A 14,110-nucleotide genomic window follows, 5' to 3' on the forward strand; every position below is an offset into this window, starting at 1 on the left:
CAAGTCTCCTCCGACTTGTGCGGCTGCGCTTGCATTAATATTACTTTATGCACACATTAGTGTCTTCGTAAATATCTGGCTCGATTGAGCTGTATCCAGAGAACGAATGGAATGTCTGCTAGGCGTTGGATTGTCATCGGACAATCTCGAAGGTGCGACGAGCCCTGGCCAGGTCATACATCGGATCCCAAATACCTTTTGCGCTCCATCGGGGCTTCCGATGATGCTATCGCTTTTCCCCGTTTTCTCTTTTTGACCTTCTCTGCCAATCCTCGGCTGCAGTGATCATGGGCAGGAGTAGAGACATGGCAACGGCTGAAATTTCGAATTCAAGGATTTTGATTGTCGGCGGCGGTTCTGGAATGGGCCTGGCGCTGACAAAACGCTCTCTTGCCGCCGGTGCGGAGGTCGTCATTGCCGGACGGAACGCCGATAAACTGAGACGCGTCAGCGAGGATTTACAGAACCCCGAGGCGCTTCGCACGGCCGCGATCGATATAGCACACGAGGATCAGGTCGCCGATCTGTTTCGGCGGATAGGTCGGTTGGACCATATCGTCAGCACGGCCGCCGATATCGAAGGAGCCTATCAGCTGCTGCCTTCGCTCGATCTGAAGGCCGCGCAAAGGGTCGTCGAAAGCAAAATTTACGGACCGCTGCTGCTGGCAAAGCATGGTGGCCCCCTGCTCTCCGCCAACGGCTCAATTACCTTCACCTCCGGTATCGCGGCCTATCGTCCATCCGCACGCGGATCGGTTGTCGCTGCCGTCAATGCGGCGCTGGAAGGATTGGTCCGGGCGCTTGCAGTTGAACTCGCACCAATTCGTGTCAATGCAATCTCTCCCGGCTGGGTCGACACACCCATCTGGACAGTCGTTGCCGGCGACAAGAAGGACGACACATTGAGCGCCATGGCAGAACGGCTGCCGGTCGGACGCGTGGGACGGGCGGACGATATCGCCGATGCTGTCTGCTTTCTCATGGGCAATGGCTTCACGACAGGGACGGTATTGCATGTCGAGGGTGGGCATCGACTGATTTAGCTGGCGCAAATCGATCGCTCGCGGCTGCCAGCAACAATCTCAGGGCCGGTGGCTGAACACGTCTGCGCCGCCAGATCATGACAAGCAAAACTGCTTGCATGCCCGGCCAGGACACCTCACTTACTTCGCCGCGGCAAAGGGCCTCGACGACCGCAAGGCGCGGAACCAGGCTTAGGCCCGCGCCCGCCGCCACCAGCTGTGCAATTGCGCCTATGCTGCCAACTTCGGCTCCAATCCTCGGTGCCGCTGCGCCTGCCTCTTCAAATGCCTTCTCGAACAGATACCGGTAGACGCATCCGGCTTCAGTCGCCACGAAGCTCGCCGAGGCGAGCGTGGCCAAGTCCGGTTTCGTCGTTGCGAATTCACATCCAGGAGGCGCAATGAGGACCAATGGCTCTGCGGCAATTGCCCGTTTGGCGAAACGTTCGTCAGGGCCGCTTTGATCAAAGCAGAAGGCGGCATCGATTTCGCCCGCTTCGAGCTTTCGCCGCAGATCACCGCTGCCGGCGACCTTCAGCTTGATATTGATGTCAGGATGACGGTGCTGAAATCCGGACAGCCATCCTGGCAGCTTGACCGAAGCGATCGTCTCAAGCGCACCGATCGTTACCGACCCAGGGTTTTGCACACAGACCGCCGCTACGGCGGCGCGGGCTTCGTCTGACAGCATCAGTATGTCTACGGCATAGGAACTTAACACCTGGCCTGCTTGCGTCAGTTCCAGACCTGACCTCGATCGGGTAAAGAGTGCCGTGCCAAGTTCAGCTTCCAGGGATTGGATCTGATCACTCACGCTCGATTGGGCGAGATGAACTTCTTCGGCGGCCCGGGTGAAATTTCGTTGCCGGGCGACTGCGAGGAATGTCTTGAGGAATCTGGGATGCATCGACGGACCGAAGTGTCAGAGCCACAGCATAACCATAAAGCGCTGGGACGACGCTTGCCACACCGCTTGTGTTGCCGTCAACCTGTTCGAACATAAAGGACCAACGCCCAGCCATCCCCACGTCGAACTCAAAGAATTATCGAGGTTTGCATGCGCTTATCGCGTAGCGGTGCTGCAGGCCTCTCGAAAGCGCCTTGAGGTAGTTCCAGTGGCGGGCCTGAGCTCTGTGCACGTCCCGCAGGTCTTCGTCGATCCGGACATCTTCGAAGCCGGCGTTCTTCAGAAGCGCGGCGATGCGGTCGGCCCGCGCGCCCTTTGAGAAGTAGACCCGTGACAGGATGCTCGTATGGATCTCGGCCATGCCGGGCGCATGCATCGGATCGGCCTTCAGAAGTCCGGCACGTTCGAGCAATTTCATCACACGCCTCACCAGCCGCCCGGCAAAACTGGCGCTGACGAAATCGCCGTCGACGATCAGCAGCGTCCCGCCAGGCTTCAGCACACGTATCCATTCTGCAAAGGCCTTTTCCGGATCGACCAGCGTCCACACCAGATGGCGGGTCACGATGACGTCATAAGCTCTATCCGGCTCCATGGTGTTTTCGACATCCGCCATATGGAAACTGATCGTGCGGCCACGGCTATTGGCTTTGGCACGGGCACGCTCCAGCATCGGCTCGGCCCAGTCGAGGCCGGTCACCTTGAAGCCGAGATCGTCCATGAGATGGGAGATGACGCCGGCGCCGCTCGCAAGATCGAGCGCACGGCGTCCCTCTCCCGGCCCAAGATGCTTCACGATGAGCCGATGCCAGGCTTCCCGTTCCGATTCGCTGAAAATTTCATGACCCGGCGACCGGTCGAAAGTCTCGGCCCGGGCCGACCAGTAGGCTTTGATCTCGTCACGAAGCCCGTAATTCTCACCGACCGCCATTTGTCCGTCCATTGCCATCATCCCTGTCAGTCTCAATTTGAAATCGTTCTAATAGATATAACTTGACGATTACATTCATAAAATAATAGACGGCATTTCAGTTTTCCACGGAGTGAATATTAATGCGCATTACAGGCAAAGCGGCCGTTCTTGCAATGGGCCTTGTCGTCACCGCGGTCTGGCCGGCATTTGCCGACATGATCACCGTCAAGGACGTCACCGGGCGCGATGTCGAGGTGAATGCGCCGGTCAAGCACATGATCCTCGGTGAGGGCCGGCAGATCTATTTTCTCGCGGCACTCGATAGGGAGGCACCCTTTCAACATGTCGTCGGCTGGCGCGATGACCTGCCAAAGGCCGACCCTGAATCCTACGACGCCTATCTCGCGAAATATCCCGAAATCGCCAAGTTGCCGACTTTCGGCGGCATGAAGGACGGCACCTTCGATATCGAACAGGCCGTTGCGCTGAAGCCCGACGTGATCCTAATGAATATCGACGCGAAAACCGCGACCGAAGAAGCCGGATACATCGAAAAGCTCGGCAAAGTCGGCATTCCGCTCGTCTATGTCGACTTCCGCGAAAAGCCGATGGAAAACACCGAACCCAGCATGCGCATCATGGGCAAGCTGATGGGCAAGGAAGCGCTCGCCGAAGACTTCATCAAATTTCGCGCCGACAGCATCCGCCAAGTTACCGATGTGCTTCAAAAGGCCAACCCGCCGAAGCCTGTCGTCTTCGTCGAGCGCGCCGGCGGCTATTCCGAGGATTGCTGCATGTCCTTCGGCAACGAAAACTTTGGCAAGATGGTCGAAATTGCCGGCGGCACCAACATGGCCAAAGACATCATCCCCGGCACGTTCGGAACGGTCAATCCGGAGCAGATCATCGCGTCCAATCCGGATCAGATCATCGTCACCGGCGGCAACTGGGACAAGTATGTGCCTGGCGGCAACTGGGTTGGCGTTGGCTATGGCGCGGATCTGACGGAAGCTCATCGCAAGCTCGAAGCACTGACCAAGCGGCCCGCCTTCACCGGCGTCAAGGCCGTCGCAGACAATAACGTTCATGCGATCTGGCATCAGTTCTACAACAATCCCTACCAGTTCGTCGCTATCCAGGAGATCGCAAAGTGGCTTCATCCGGACCTCTTTGCCGATCTTGATCCCGAAGCAACCTTCAAGGAACTGCACGCCCGCTTCCTGCCGCTTGACTACAAGCCGGGATATTTCGTCTCGCTGAAGGACGAGTGAGCATGAGTAACCGGGCCGGCGGCGCTGAAGCGAACCGCCGGCCCCCGCCCATTTCTGTCGCCGATGCGAATTCCGCGTCGATAGGAGCGCCCCATGCGGTTTTCTGCAATCCGACACATCGCCGCCGTCCTTCTTGTCCTGGTCTCGGCACCCGCCATGGCAGCCGAGATCATCGATGTTGCCGGCCGCACGCTCGAGATCGACCTGCCGGCAAAACGCGTCATCGTTGGCGAGGCACGCCAGATCCATGTCATCGCCCCCCTCAAGGGTGACAAGACCTTTGATCAGATCGTCGGCTGGCGTGATGATCTGATCAAGAAGGATCCAGACAGCTACGCAGCCTATGCCGACGCCTTTCCGCAGATTACCGACCTGCCGCGTTTCGGTTACCTGCCGCAGGGCGAATTCAGCCTCGAAGCTGCAATTGCCCTTTCACCCGATGTCATCACCCTCAACCTCGAAGCTGAAAAATCCGCCAAGGAAAGCGGTTTCGAGGAACAGGCAGCCGCCGCCGGTATAAAAATCGTGTATCTCGATTTCCGCCTCGATCCGGTTCGCAACACCGAGGCGTCGATCGAACTGCTCGGCCGACTGTTCGGCGCCGAAGATCGCGCCGAGGAATTCATTGCCTATCGGCGCGCTGAAATCGCCCGCGTGGCCGACAGGCTCGCAAAGATCAAGGACCTGAAGCGCCCGAACGTGTTTGTCGAGCGGGCGCCGGGCATTTCCGGGGAGAACAACTGCTGCCGCACCTTCGGACCGGTCAATTTCGGTGCCATGGTGGAAGAGGCCGGCGGCCACAATATCGCATCCGATGTCCTTGCCACGACCTTCGGCGATCTCAACCCGGAACAGCTCGTCGTGTCCGATCCCGAACATGTGATTGTCACCGGCTCGAACTGGAAAGCCGAATCCGACATCAACCAGTTCGTCCCGGTGGGCCGTAATGCGGATATGTCGCTCGCACGCGATAGGCTCGCAAAGCTGATGACGCGCACGCCCTTTCCGGCGCTGAAGGCTGTCAAGAACGGACAGGTTCACGCCGTGTGGCACCAATTCTACGGCGCACCATACGAATTCTATCCGATCCAGCAGTTCGCGAAGTGGTTTCATCCCGAGCTGTTTGCCGATCTCGATCCCGACCGGACGTTCAAGGAATTCCACGAAAAGTTCCTTCCAGTCACCTTCAAGCCTGGGTATTTCGTGTCGCTGGAACGAGGATCGAACTGATGGCCGAGGCAACAGAAACACTTATCGAACCGGCGGGGCGCGAGCGATATCGCGCGCTTGCGGCACGCAGAATCCTGATCCTCAGCGGACTGGTTGCCGCGCTGTGCCTCAGTGTTGCGGCCGACATGGCGCTTGGCCCGGCGCGTTATGGTCTTTCGGAGGTGATCTCGGCAATCTTCAGCCCCGGCGACGTGGCAAACCAATTGCGGGTCGTTATCTGGGACATCCGCATGCCCATCGCGCTGATGGCGGTCACCGTTGGCGCCTCGCTCTCGGTCGCCGGTGCGCAGATGCAGACGATCCTCTCCAATCCGCTGGCAAGCCCCTTTACGCTGGGCATTTCGGCGGCCGCCAGTTTCGGCGCAGCTCTCGCGCTCGTTGGCGGTGTGGCCCTGTTTCCCGGCGCCATCGAATACATGGTGCCGCTTAATGCCTTCGTGATGGCGATGGTCGCGGCCCTCTTCATCCACTTCGCGTCAACGATGCGCGGCGTCAGCGTCGAAACCATCATACTGCTCGGCATTGCCCTGGTCTTCACGTTCAACGCGGCCCTCTCCCTCCTCGAATATCTGGCCTCCGAACAGGCGCTTGCGGCGGTCGTCTTCTGGACCATGGGCAGCCTGACGAAGGCCACCTGGGCCAAGGTCTATTTCACCGGGGCCGTACTTCTCGTCACTGTACCTCTCTTCATGAAGGATGCCTGGGCGCTGACTGCCCTTCGCCTCGGCGATGACAAGGCGGCCAGCATGGGCGTCAACGTCCGCCGGCTGCGGCTGCAGACGATGATGATCGTCAGCCTACTTGCGGCAATTCCGGTCTCCTTCGTCGGCACCATCGGCTTCGTCGGGCTTGTCGGACCGCACATCGCCCGCATGCTGGTTGGAGAAGACCAGCGCTTTTTCCTTCCTGGAGCCGTCATCTGCGGCGCACTTCTCCTGTCGGTGACGTCGGTCGTCAGCAAGATGCTCATTCCCGGTGCGATCCTTCCGATCGGCGTGATCACCGCGCTGGTCGGCGTTCCCTTCTTCTTCGTCCTCATATTCAGCAATCGGAGGCGCGCATGGTAGCGCTTGCGCTTCAGGACGTCGGCGCCGCATACGGCCGCAGGACGGTGCTTTCCAGCGTTAGTACGGACCTGCTCCAGAGCGGCAGCGTGACGGCGGTGATCGGCCCCAATGCCGCGGGCAAATCGACATTGTTCAAACGCATCGCCTCGTTGATCCCCGGGCCGGGGCTTGTCGAGCTCTCCGGTACGGAGCGCGGACCGAGAACGGTGTGCTACATGCCGCAGGATACCGGAGCCAACGCGGTGCTAACGGTCTATGAATCGATCCTATTGTCGGCCAAGCAGGGCGGCGGCTGGCGCGTTCACGACGATGAGCTCGCGGAAATCGACGCCGTCCTGAAAGCACTGCGGATTGAGGATCTCGCGTTCCGGGAGCTTGGAGAGCTCTCCGGCGGGCAGCGGCAGTTGGTCTCGCTGGCGCAGGCGCTCGTGCGCCAGCCCGAGGTTCTTCTCATGGATGAGCCGACCTCGGCGCTCGATCTGCATCGCCAGGTGGATGTCCTTACCTTCATCTCCGATCTGGCCGCACGCAAGGGCATGATCGTGCTGGTCGCTCTCCACGACCTCAACCACGCTCTTCGTTACTGTCAGAATACGATCGTGATTGCTGACGGTTCGATGGCGATCAGCGGCGAGACATCGGCTGTCATCACGGCCGAAATGCTCCGCGACATCTACAAAGTAGCGGCCCGCATCGAAACCTGCTCACAGGGACGAGCGCTCGTCATCGTCGATAACGCCATATAGGCAGCTGAGCTTCATGACATCCATGGATGTCATGTATGCATGCCCCTCGACTTAGACGGGCGTGTCAGGGCACGGTGCGCGCATCTGTCTGTCTGAACTCATCGGCCGTAGCCAAAATGGGTACATCGAAGTATTTTGCGCAGGCATAATGGAGGCAATCGCCAAGGTTGAGGCCGCTGCGGCCCGAACGATAGCGATGCGCAGCGGAAAGAGCGAGACCGGTCGTTTCGCTCGCGGGCGGAAGATCGCGGACTTCGATCCCGCGTTCGTCGAGGAACTCGATTACGATGGGCTCTACCTCTGCCACGACGAGACCGAACTTGTCGGGGCGGGCGAGGCCGAGCACCGCCTCCATCACTGCGACCGGGGACGTGAAAGCGTCCTTCGCGGCCACAATAGCATCAGAAACACGCTCCGCCTCCGGCTCGTCGGAGAGGAGCGCGATGATGGCGCAGGCATCGACGAACATCAGTTTTCCCACATTTTGTCAAAAGCCTCGCGTGAAAGCGGTTTTCTCGCCGAAGAGCCGAGCGTAACCCCGTGCTTTTCGCGGAGCCGGGCGGCGGTCTGAAGCGGAGTCTCGACTTTCCGCCGGCGTTCGATCGCCTCTTTCATGGCAATGACGATCGCGTCGGTGACACTGACGCCGGCCATATGCGCGAACTTCCGCGTAAGCGTGTCCGCTTCGGGATTGTTGACGTTGATTGGCATGGACCCTCCATGTAGGTAAACTGAAAATGAATGTAGATTATCTAATCTACATTCACTAGGACAGAGGTGCTGAATTGGGGTTCCGGAAATCGGACCGGCGTTTTTAGCGGAAGTTAAGTCACGGATCGCTTCCGATCCGTATTCCGGCCCCTGAACATTAAAAGGGAACCGATATACGGTAGAAAGTTCAAATCATGAACAGCCGACGTGCTTCCGCGCGGGAGGGCGGAACTTTACTCTTCGACTCGCCGATCGGAACGAGCAAAGAGCGGAAGTTCCCTCGATCCTGCGTGATGCCGGTTTTCGCCCCGAGGGCGGTCTAGAAAGTCCGACTACTTGTCTGCGCTCGCGGTACGGATCAGCGACCGGGCCGCTTCCCCCGCGGCTTCGATGTATGCCGGATCGCGATGTAACAGAACGAGGGCGAACGAGCCATCCAGCAAGAGGACGATCTGTCGGGCAAGTTGCGGCGCTCCTGTCCCGATTCCTGCCGCCTCAAGAATGACCCGTAGCCAGTCCTCGACTTTCTTCTTGTGGGCAGTCCCGATTTTCATCGCGGGATGGCCGGGCATGTTGGCGAGTTCCGCTGCGGTACGCAGGAAACCGCAGCCTTTCCATTTCGGGTGGCGTGCCGAGCGGGCAAGATTGCGAAAGATGCCTTCCACCTTGTCTGCCGGTTCACCCTCGGTTTCCGCGAACCAGCGTTTGAACAAAGCGAGATTGGGCTGGTCGCGCGCTTCGAGATAGGCCCCTATGAGGTCGTCCTTGCTCGCGAAATGATAGTAGAGGGTACGCTTCGTGACGCCCGCCTTCTCGGCCACCGCATCGACGCTGACGCTTCTGATCCCCTCGTTGTAGAACAGCTTGGCTGCCGCCGAGATAATGCGTTCGCGCGTCGGGATCGTATCTGAGGCCATGCAATCATGTATACCGACTAGTGAATATACACAAGCGTCGGCTGGTGACATGTTCAGCGGGTTCAGCATGCCGGAAAGGAAACCGAATGACCGACACTGTTCTGATCGAGAGCCGCGATGGAGTGGCCACCCTCACGCTCAATCGCCCCGAAAAACTCAACGCGCTCAACTACGCCCTGATCGACCGACTGCTCGCGATCCTCGACGCCATAGAAATTGACGACTCGGTTCGTGCAGTCATCCTGACCGGCGCGGGCGAGCGTGCGTTCTCGGCAGGCGGCGATATCCACGAATTCTCCGAAAGCGTGGCGCGCGGCGGCGATGCCGCCATGCGCGATTTCGTCACCCGCGGGCAGCGACTGACGGCGAGACTGGAAGCGTTCCGCAAACCCGTCATCGCGGCTGTCAACGGCCTTGCCTTTGGCGGAGGCTGCGAGATCACCGAGGCTGTCCCGCTCGCCATCGCCAGCGAACGTGCCCTGTTCGCCAAGCCCGAGATCAATCTCGGAATGCCGCCGACCTTTGGTGGAACGCAGCGCCTGCCGAGGTTGGCCGGACGCAAGCGTGCGCTCGAATTGCTGCTGACGGGCGACACGTTCTCGCCGCAGCGCGCCCTCGAACTTGGTCTGGTCAACCAGGTGGTCCCGCATGACGACCTGAGGCTTGCGGCGCATGAGCTCGCACGACGCATCATGCGTCATTCCCCGTTGGCAGCCGCGAGTATTCTGACGGCGGTAACGCGCGGTATCAACCTGAGTATCGCGGAGGGGCTATTGATCGAGGGCGAACAATTCGCCCGTATGGCACCAACCGCCGATCTGCGCGAGGGGCTTGATGCCTGGATTGCGCGACGCAAGCCGAACTATCCCTGTTCGTGGTCTGCGGCGGCTTCGGCCGTAAGGCGGAAGCCGATTTCACCGTAGACGCCGTGTCCCCGTCCAAGGAAGTGGAAGGCCGTCCAGTCAAGATGATCTGGTGCCGCGAAGCCGACATTCAGCACTGCAAGTTTCGGCCGCTCGAGGCATAGCAGGTGCGGGTTCTCCTTGATGCTGCTGGCGATATCGTCGGTTGGCGGCACCGGGTCGTGGTGGACTCCATTTCCGCCCACACTCTTCCGGAAGTATTCGAAGAGGATGGCGGGGCGGGCTGACGAATGTCGCTGGCCGAGAGGAACGGTGGCGCATCTCACCATTCATTAGAGGCGCCAAACTTCAATTGCGGTGGCTCTATGGGGCCCCTCCCTTGAGCCCCATCCAGCCGTCCGAACATCAATTGCAGCTTGAGCGTGACCTCTTGCGATTAGCCGGCCGGCTGCCTCGTCTTTCTCAGGTATGGAAGGACGGTGTCAAAGGAGCCGAAGCGCGTAATCGCATCTTCGTTCGAAACAGCGGCCGTTATGATCACATCTTCGCCCAGCTGCCAGTTTGCCGGCGTCGCCACCTGGTGCTTGGCCGTCAACTGAATGGAGTCGATGGCGCGCAAGATTTCGTTGAAGTTGCGGCCCGTCGTCATCGGATAAGTGAGGATGAGCTTGATCTTCTTATCGGGGCCGATGATGAAGACGGAACGCACGGTGGCATTGTCGGCAGGCGTGCGACCTTCGGAGCTCTCGCCTGCGCCAGCCGGCAGCATGTCGTAGAGCTTGGCAACATTGAGATCCTTATCGCCGATCAGCGGATAGCCGACATCGAATCCGGTGGCCGTCTTAATATCGCTCTTCCACTTACCGTGGCTTTCGACCGGATCGACGGATATGCCGATGATCTTGACGCCACGTTTGCTGAATTCCTGCTCGAGTCCGGCCATTGCGCCGAGTTCTGTCGTGCAGACCGGCGTGAAGTTTTTCGGATGCGAGAACAACACCGCCCAGCCGTCGCCGATCCACTCATGGAAACGGATCGGTCCCTGCGTCGTCTCGGCGGAGAAATCTGGTGCAATATCGTTGATACGAAGGCTCATGGGTCGGTTCCTCTATCGTTGGATTGCGGTTTGAATTCTATTTCCCGCTAGCGATATACGCTCATCGTCACCGACGGCAAGCGGCTTGAATCCGGTTGGACGCTTCAAACATTGGTGACCAGTAGTGTAGGTTCAACCTTCCGCCGATGGCGGCAGCGGCTCTTCAAAGTCGCAAGCAGACCGTATCCGCTCGGCCAGCGCCCGAAACCGCTTGCAACATTGATGTGTCCGCCCAATCCGATGTTCCTGAGGTCAGATTTCCAGAGGCGCGCAAACATCGTCAACCGGTCAAGGCTCATGTAACTGTCGTTGAGACTGCCGACGACTATGCTTGGAAAGGGTAGCGCCTTGGTCGGCATCGTGCCGAAGTCCAGGTGGCCGGGATGGAGTGCTTCGGTCGATGGCAGATCGCATGGTGCAACAAGAAGAGCACCCTTGACACGCTGAGCCGATAGCCGTCCTGCCAGCCGGGCGGCCAAAACGCAACCGAGACTATGGGCAACGATGTAGGCATCGTCCTCATCGGCTAGCGCCTCCTCAAGTCTGAGCATCCAGTCGTGCAAACGGGGCCTATCCCAATCGTCCTGTTCGACGAGGCGGCTGTCCGGATGCTCCTTCAGCCAATAGTGCTGCCAGTGCGTCTCGCCTGATCCAAAGAGGCCGGGGAGAATGAGTATCCTGCTCATCACGATACACCCCTTCGCAAGTCACAACTCGAAATGCCGCGCCAATATTTCGCGGCTGGGCGCAGGCTTGTCTGCATCGGATCATCCCCGTATCCGGTAAAAGATATCAAGCCGCTGAACGCTATTCGGCGGCCGCGAGAACCGGATTGGCTACGGGAAAGAAAGCCGCAAGTTCGCTCACAACCTCGCTAATCCTCTTTGAGAGAGGCTCCGACGAGACCTTGTAATCGGCAAAATCGCGATCCGATGCGTATAAGGCTGTCGGCAGAGTGTGCGACATGAAGAACCCGAAGAGCGGTCGCAATTGATGCTCGACCATCAGAGCATGCCGGTCGCCGCCGCCGGTTGCCGTGATGATGATCGGCTTTGCGCGCAATTCGTGGGGATCAATAAGGTCGATCAAATGCTTGAAGAGACCCGGATAGGACCCTTTGTACGTCGGCGAACCGATGACGAGCACGTCAGCGCTGACGATCGCATCGATGACGCCCTTCGCCTGATCGTCCAGATCCTTTCGCCATAGCGCAGGGCCGAGCGATGGGCCGACATCGTGCAGATCATATACGGTACGGTCGAAGCCATATCTTTGCGCCGCACGATCCGCAACGTCTTGAACGAGCGCGTAAGTCTTCGAAGGGCGATTGAAGCTGCCGGCAATCCCAATCAGGCGCAGTGCGGCCATCTGTTTTCCTTTCCAATTCGAATGGTGAAACATACTATTGTCTATAAAATTAATAGATAAAAGGAATGAGTATTTCCGGTCACGGGCAATCGGGAAATTTCTTTCTGGCTGGAGTCTGAGCGGCTGCTATGAACCTGCTGGCGGGATTCAAAGAATTAGACGAAGCTCCGGGTAGACGTCTTCAATCCGAGCGGCCTCTATGACGGCGCCATACCGGCGAACTCTTTTCGCCGGCGCGTTGCGGTGCCGCGCCGGGCATTATCTTTCAAGGCCCGCACGACGCGCTTGGCGCGCTGTGGCATAAAAATGCCTCCGCACGGCGGCGGGCGGCGCGTATATGGTGCGGCCTCTTCATGCTGATAATAGGCTCAACGCTGTCGCCACGGGTAGATAGAGGGTTCGTGGTCGGCCAATCAAAGGTATGAAGCGAAGGCCGAGTAGAACGATGCAGTTGTCGTCGATAGCATCGGCGAAGATGGCATGCGCTCCAATGGGCGAGGTCGCGACCCGGGCGGGCGTATAGATGTTCAGTCATCGGCACCGCAGGTTGCGGTAGAGATTTCAAAAGTCCTTGGCGACCAGAGACATCGGATCGGAGGTCTGGGATCGGCAATGGCAGCTAGCCATATGAAGGACGCTAACGGACTTTACCCTGCCATGTCAGAAAGAGGATATCCGCTCAGAAAAGCAGCCACTTGTTCCGCAACGTCCCCCGGCGCGGAGTCCGGGAAAAAAATGGCCGCCCTTGATGGCGTGGGCCTCCATGGTGGTGCAGCGATCCGCCCAGGTCGCAGGCAAGTTATAGAGCCATGGCGCCCGAGGCTCCGTAGAGGACCAGTGCGGGAGCGGATATGCGTTTCCCCTCGGAAACTCACCTTCAGAGGTTCCCGGCTTATGCGTTTTCGATGGGGTTGAGGTCAGGACTATAAGGCGGGAGGAACAAGAGACATGCCCCTTTCGCTCTGACCAATTCTTCGGCTCTTTCGCTTTTGTGAAAGCCGACGCGTCGGTGGCCATATCACTGAGTTCGTCCAGCACTTCCGGAGGCTGTCGATCTGCTTTTCACCTCAGCGCGATCCAACCTTACTCGGTTTTAGAGAGGTTGTACCGGCGCAGGATTGCCGCAATTTCGGCGTCCTGTTCCTTGTTCGGCAACAGCGCGGGCTGGCGGCTGGCGCCGACAGAGGCATCCTGCAAATAAAGGGCGCGCTTGACCATCGCCGGCGGGAAGCCGAGCGCGTAGAGGTCCGTGCGGAAGGCGGCGAAGGTCGCCTGCTGACGTTCAGCTTCGGCAATGTCGCCCGAATTGACAGCCTTCAGGATGCCGGCGAGCACGTGAGGCATGGCGTTGCCAAGGCCCGAAATGCAGCCCGCAGCGCCGTTCTGCAGCGCCCAGAGCACCAATTGGTCCGGCCCCGAATAGACCTTGAAGCCATCGACATCCCTGGCGACGGCAAGATAGGCTTCCAGCGTTTCCTTGGCACCGCCGGAATCCTTGATGCCGGCAATGTTGCCGTGGCCGGCCAGCACGCGGGCGGTCTCCGGCTCGATGTGGTTCTGCGTTCGGGCCGGAATGTCGTAGAGATAGACCGGGGTTTTCACCGCATCGGCGACGGTCGAGAAATGGCGAATGAGGCCGTCCTGCGTGCAGGCAATGAAGAAGGGTGTGATGACGGCGATGCCGTCAACGCCAATGCGATCGAATTCGCGCGCCAACTTCACCGTTTCGAAGGTCGCCGGCATGCCGGCATTGACGATCACCTTGACGCGGCCGCCAACCTCATCGACCACTTCTTCCGTCAGGTGCACCTTCTCCTCGAAGGTGAGCGCGGAAAAATCGCCGTTGGTGCCGGCGCACATGATGTTGTTGCCGGCCTTGACCTGACGGCGGACCTGGGCGCGGGTCGCCTGGCAGTTAATGGTCTCGTCCTCGTTGAAGCAGGTCACGAGGGCCACAAAGGCTTGTTTGGTCATGGGAATGTTCCTCTGAATGGAGCGC

Annotated in this window: 16 protein-coding genes and 1 pseudogene; 6 read left to right on the forward strand and 11 right to left on the reverse strand. The window is 59.1% G+C overall.

Going from position 1 to position 14,110, the window contains the following annotated elements:
* The first annotated feature begins 305 nt into the window (after positions 1–305).
* Positions 306–1,043: an SDR family oxidoreductase gene (locus N2599_RS27415; RefSeq protein ID WP_027509540.1), complete on the forward strand. Its 738-nt coding sequence runs from the start codon at positions 306–308 to the stop codon at positions 1,041–1,043.
* Here the strand turns inward: N2599_RS27415 and N2599_RS27420 are convergent.
* Together N2599_RS27420 and N2599_RS27425 are read right to left on the reverse strand one after the other, a co-directional pair.
* Positions 994–1,929, reverse strand: coding sequence for a LysR family transcriptional regulator (locus N2599_RS27420; RefSeq protein ID WP_027509539.1), 936 nt, complete (start codon positions 1,927–1,929; stop codon positions 994–996). The two genes, N2599_RS27415 and N2599_RS27420, sit on opposite strands and share 50 nt — an antisense overlap.
* Before the next feature lie 136 nt (positions 1,930–2,065).
* A complete protein-coding gene (locus tag N2599_RS27425; RefSeq protein ID WP_375714137.1) occupies positions 2,066–2,872 on the reverse strand; it encodes a class I SAM-dependent methyltransferase in 807 nt (268 codons plus the stop codon).
* Between the two features lie 110 nt (positions 2,873–2,982).
* Here N2599_RS27425 and N2599_RS27430 point away from each other — a divergent pair, with 110 nt between their 5' ends.
* From N2599_RS27430 to N2599_RS27445, 4 genes are all read left to right on the forward strand, one after another.
* Positions 2,983–4,113, forward strand: a complete 1,131-nt coding sequence (locus N2599_RS27430; RefSeq protein ID WP_027509537.1) for an ABC transporter substrate-binding protein — start codon at positions 2,983–2,985, stop codon at positions 4,111–4,113.
* 93 nt (positions 4,114–4,206) lie between these two features.
* Positions 4,207–5,343: an ABC transporter substrate-binding protein gene (locus N2599_RS27435; RefSeq protein ID WP_027509536.1), complete on the forward strand. Its 1,137-nt coding sequence runs from the start codon at positions 4,207–4,209 to the stop codon at positions 5,341–5,343.
* Positions 5,343–6,410, forward strand: coding sequence for a FecCD family ABC transporter permease (locus N2599_RS27440; protein WP_027509535.1), 1,068 nt, complete (start codon positions 5,343–5,345; stop codon positions 6,408–6,410). The genes N2599_RS27435 and N2599_RS27440 overlap by 1 nt, the downstream gene beginning before the upstream one ends.
* On the forward strand, positions 6,404–7,156 hold the full coding sequence (locus N2599_RS27445; RefSeq protein WP_027509534.1) for an ABC transporter ATP-binding protein: 753 nt from the start codon (positions 6,404–6,406) through the stop codon (positions 7,154–7,156). The genes N2599_RS27440 and N2599_RS27445 overlap by 7 nt, the downstream gene beginning before the upstream one ends.
* Before the next feature lie 64 nt (positions 7,157–7,220).
* On the opposite strand, the gene N2599_RS27450 is transcribed toward N2599_RS27445, so the two are convergent.
* From N2599_RS27450 to N2599_RS27460, 3 genes are all read right to left on the reverse strand, one after another.
* Positions 7,221–7,625, reverse strand: a complete 405-nt coding sequence (locus N2599_RS27450; RefSeq protein ID WP_027509533.1) for a type II toxin-antitoxin system VapC family toxin — start codon at positions 7,623–7,625, stop codon at positions 7,221–7,223.
* Complete coding sequence (locus N2599_RS27455) at positions 7,625–7,867, reverse strand: type II toxin-antitoxin system VapB family antitoxin (protein WP_027509532.1); 243 nt, start codon at positions 7,865–7,867, stop codon at positions 7,625–7,627. The genes N2599_RS27450 and N2599_RS27455 overlap by 1 nt, the downstream gene beginning before the upstream one ends.
* Before the next feature lie 332 nt (positions 7,868–8,199).
* Positions 8,200–8,784 (reverse strand): TetR/AcrR family transcriptional regulator, encoded by a 585-nt coding sequence (locus N2599_RS27460; protein WP_027509531.1) that lies wholly within the window; start codon positions 8,782–8,784, stop codon positions 8,200–8,202.
* A gap of 86 nt (positions 8,785–8,870) precedes the next feature.
* Here N2599_RS27460 and N2599_RS27465 point away from each other — a divergent pair, with 86 nt between their 5' ends.
* Positions 8,871–9,707: a crotonase/enoyl-CoA hydratase family protein gene (locus tag N2599_RS27465; protein WP_027509530.1), complete on the forward strand. Its 837-nt coding sequence runs from the start codon at positions 8,871–8,873 to the stop codon at positions 9,705–9,707.
* Here N2599_RS27465 and N2599_RS27470 read toward each other — a convergent pair.
* From N2599_RS27470 to N2599_RS27495, 6 genes and pseudogenes are all read right to left on the reverse strand, one after another.
* The gene (locus N2599_RS27470) at positions 9,647–9,976 is read right to left on the reverse strand and encodes a hypothetical protein (RefSeq protein ID WP_260308487.1); all 330 of its coding nucleotides are present in this window, start codon (positions 9,974–9,976) and stop codon (positions 9,647–9,649) included. The genes N2599_RS27465 and N2599_RS27470 overlap by 61 nt on opposite strands.
* 107 nt (positions 9,977–10,083) lie before the next feature.
* Positions 10,084–10,743 carry a peroxiredoxin gene (locus tag N2599_RS27475; protein ID WP_027509528.1) on the reverse strand — a complete coding sequence of 220 codons (660 nt, stop codon included), beginning with the start codon at positions 10,741–10,743 and terminating at the stop codon, positions 10,084–10,086.
* Positions 10,744–10,847: 104 nt separating this feature from the next.
* Positions 10,848–11,429 (reverse strand): RBBP9/YdeN family alpha/beta hydrolase, encoded by a 582-nt coding sequence (locus N2599_RS27480; protein ID WP_027509527.1) that lies wholly within the window; start codon positions 11,427–11,429, stop codon positions 10,848–10,850.
* 121 nt (positions 11,430–11,550) lie between these two features.
* A complete protein-coding gene (msuE, locus tag N2599_RS27485) occupies positions 11,551–12,111 on the reverse strand; it encodes an FMN reductase (protein WP_027509526.1) in 561 nt (186 codons plus the stop codon).
* Between the two features lie 895 nt (positions 12,112–13,006).
* A pseudogene (locus N2599_RS27490) lies at positions 13,007–13,105 on the reverse strand (transposase); the annotation flags it as partial.
* 89 nt (positions 13,106–13,194) lie between these two features.
* Complete coding sequence (locus N2599_RS27495) at positions 13,195–14,085, reverse strand: dihydrodipicolinate synthase family protein (RefSeq protein WP_027509525.1); 891 nt, start codon at positions 14,083–14,085, stop codon at positions 13,195–13,197.
* Positions 14,086–14,110: the final 25 nt, after the last annotated feature.

It is taken from the genome of Rhizobium sullae, from assembly GCF_025200715.1.
In the GTDB taxonomy this organism is placed as follows: Bacteria; Pseudomonadota; Alphaproteobacteria; order Rhizobiales; family Rhizobiaceae; genus Rhizobium; species Rhizobium sullae.

Coding starts and splice junctions, on each gene's coding strand:
- N2599_RS27415 (WP_027509540.1), top strand. CDS start 306: ATGGCAACGGCTGAAATTTCGAATTCAAGGATTTTGATTGTCGGCGGC.
- N2599_RS27420 (WP_027509539.1), bottom strand. CDS start 1,929: ATGCATCCCAGATTCCTCAAGACATTCCTCGCAGTCGCCCGGCAACGA.
- N2599_RS27425 (WP_375714137.1), bottom strand. CDS start 2,872: ATGGACGGACAAATGGCGGTCGGTGAGAATTACGGGCTTCGTGACGAG.
- N2599_RS27430 (WP_027509537.1), top strand. CDS start 2,983: ATGCGCATTACAGGCAAAGCGGCCGTTCTTGCAATGGGCCTTGTCGTC.
- N2599_RS27435 (WP_027509536.1), top strand. CDS start 4,207: ATGCGGTTTTCTGCAATCCGACACATCGCCGCCGTCCTTCTTGTCCTG.
- N2599_RS27440 (WP_027509535.1), top strand. CDS start 5,343: ATGGCCGAGGCAACAGAAACACTTATCGAACCGGCGGGGCGCGAGCGA.
- N2599_RS27445 (WP_027509534.1), top strand. CDS start 6,404: ATGGTAGCGCTTGCGCTTCAGGACGTCGGCGCCGCATACGGCCGCAGG.
- N2599_RS27450 (WP_027509533.1), bottom strand. CDS start 7,625: ATGTTCGTCGATGCCTGCGCCATCATCGCGCTCCTCTCCGACGAGCCG.
- N2599_RS27455 (WP_027509532.1), bottom strand. CDS start 7,867: ATGCCAATCAACGTCAACAATCCCGAAGCGGACACGCTTACGCGGAAG.
- N2599_RS27460 (WP_027509531.1), bottom strand. CDS start 8,784: ATGGCCTCAGATACGATCCCGACGCGCGAACGCATTATCTCGGCGGCA.
- N2599_RS27465 (WP_027509530.1), top strand. CDS start 8,871: ATGACCGACACTGTTCTGATCGAGAGCCGCGATGGAGTGGCCACCCTC.
- N2599_RS27470 (WP_260308487.1), bottom strand. CDS start 9,976: ATGGTGAGATGCGCCACCGTTCCTCTCGGCCAGCGACATTCGTCAGCC.
- N2599_RS27475 (WP_027509528.1), bottom strand. CDS start 10,743: ATGAGCCTTCGTATCAACGATATTGCACCAGATTTCTCCGCCGAGACG.
- N2599_RS27480 (WP_027509527.1), bottom strand. CDS start 11,429: ATGAGCAGGATACTCATTCTCCCCGGCCTCTTTGGATCAGGCGAGACG.
- msuE (WP_027509526.1), bottom strand. CDS start 12,111: ATGGCCGCACTGCGCCTGATTGGGATTGCCGGCAGCTTCAATCGCCCT.
- N2599_RS27495 (WP_027509525.1), bottom strand. CDS start 14,085: ATGACCAAACAAGCCTTTGTGGCCCTCGTGACCTGCTTCAACGAGGAC.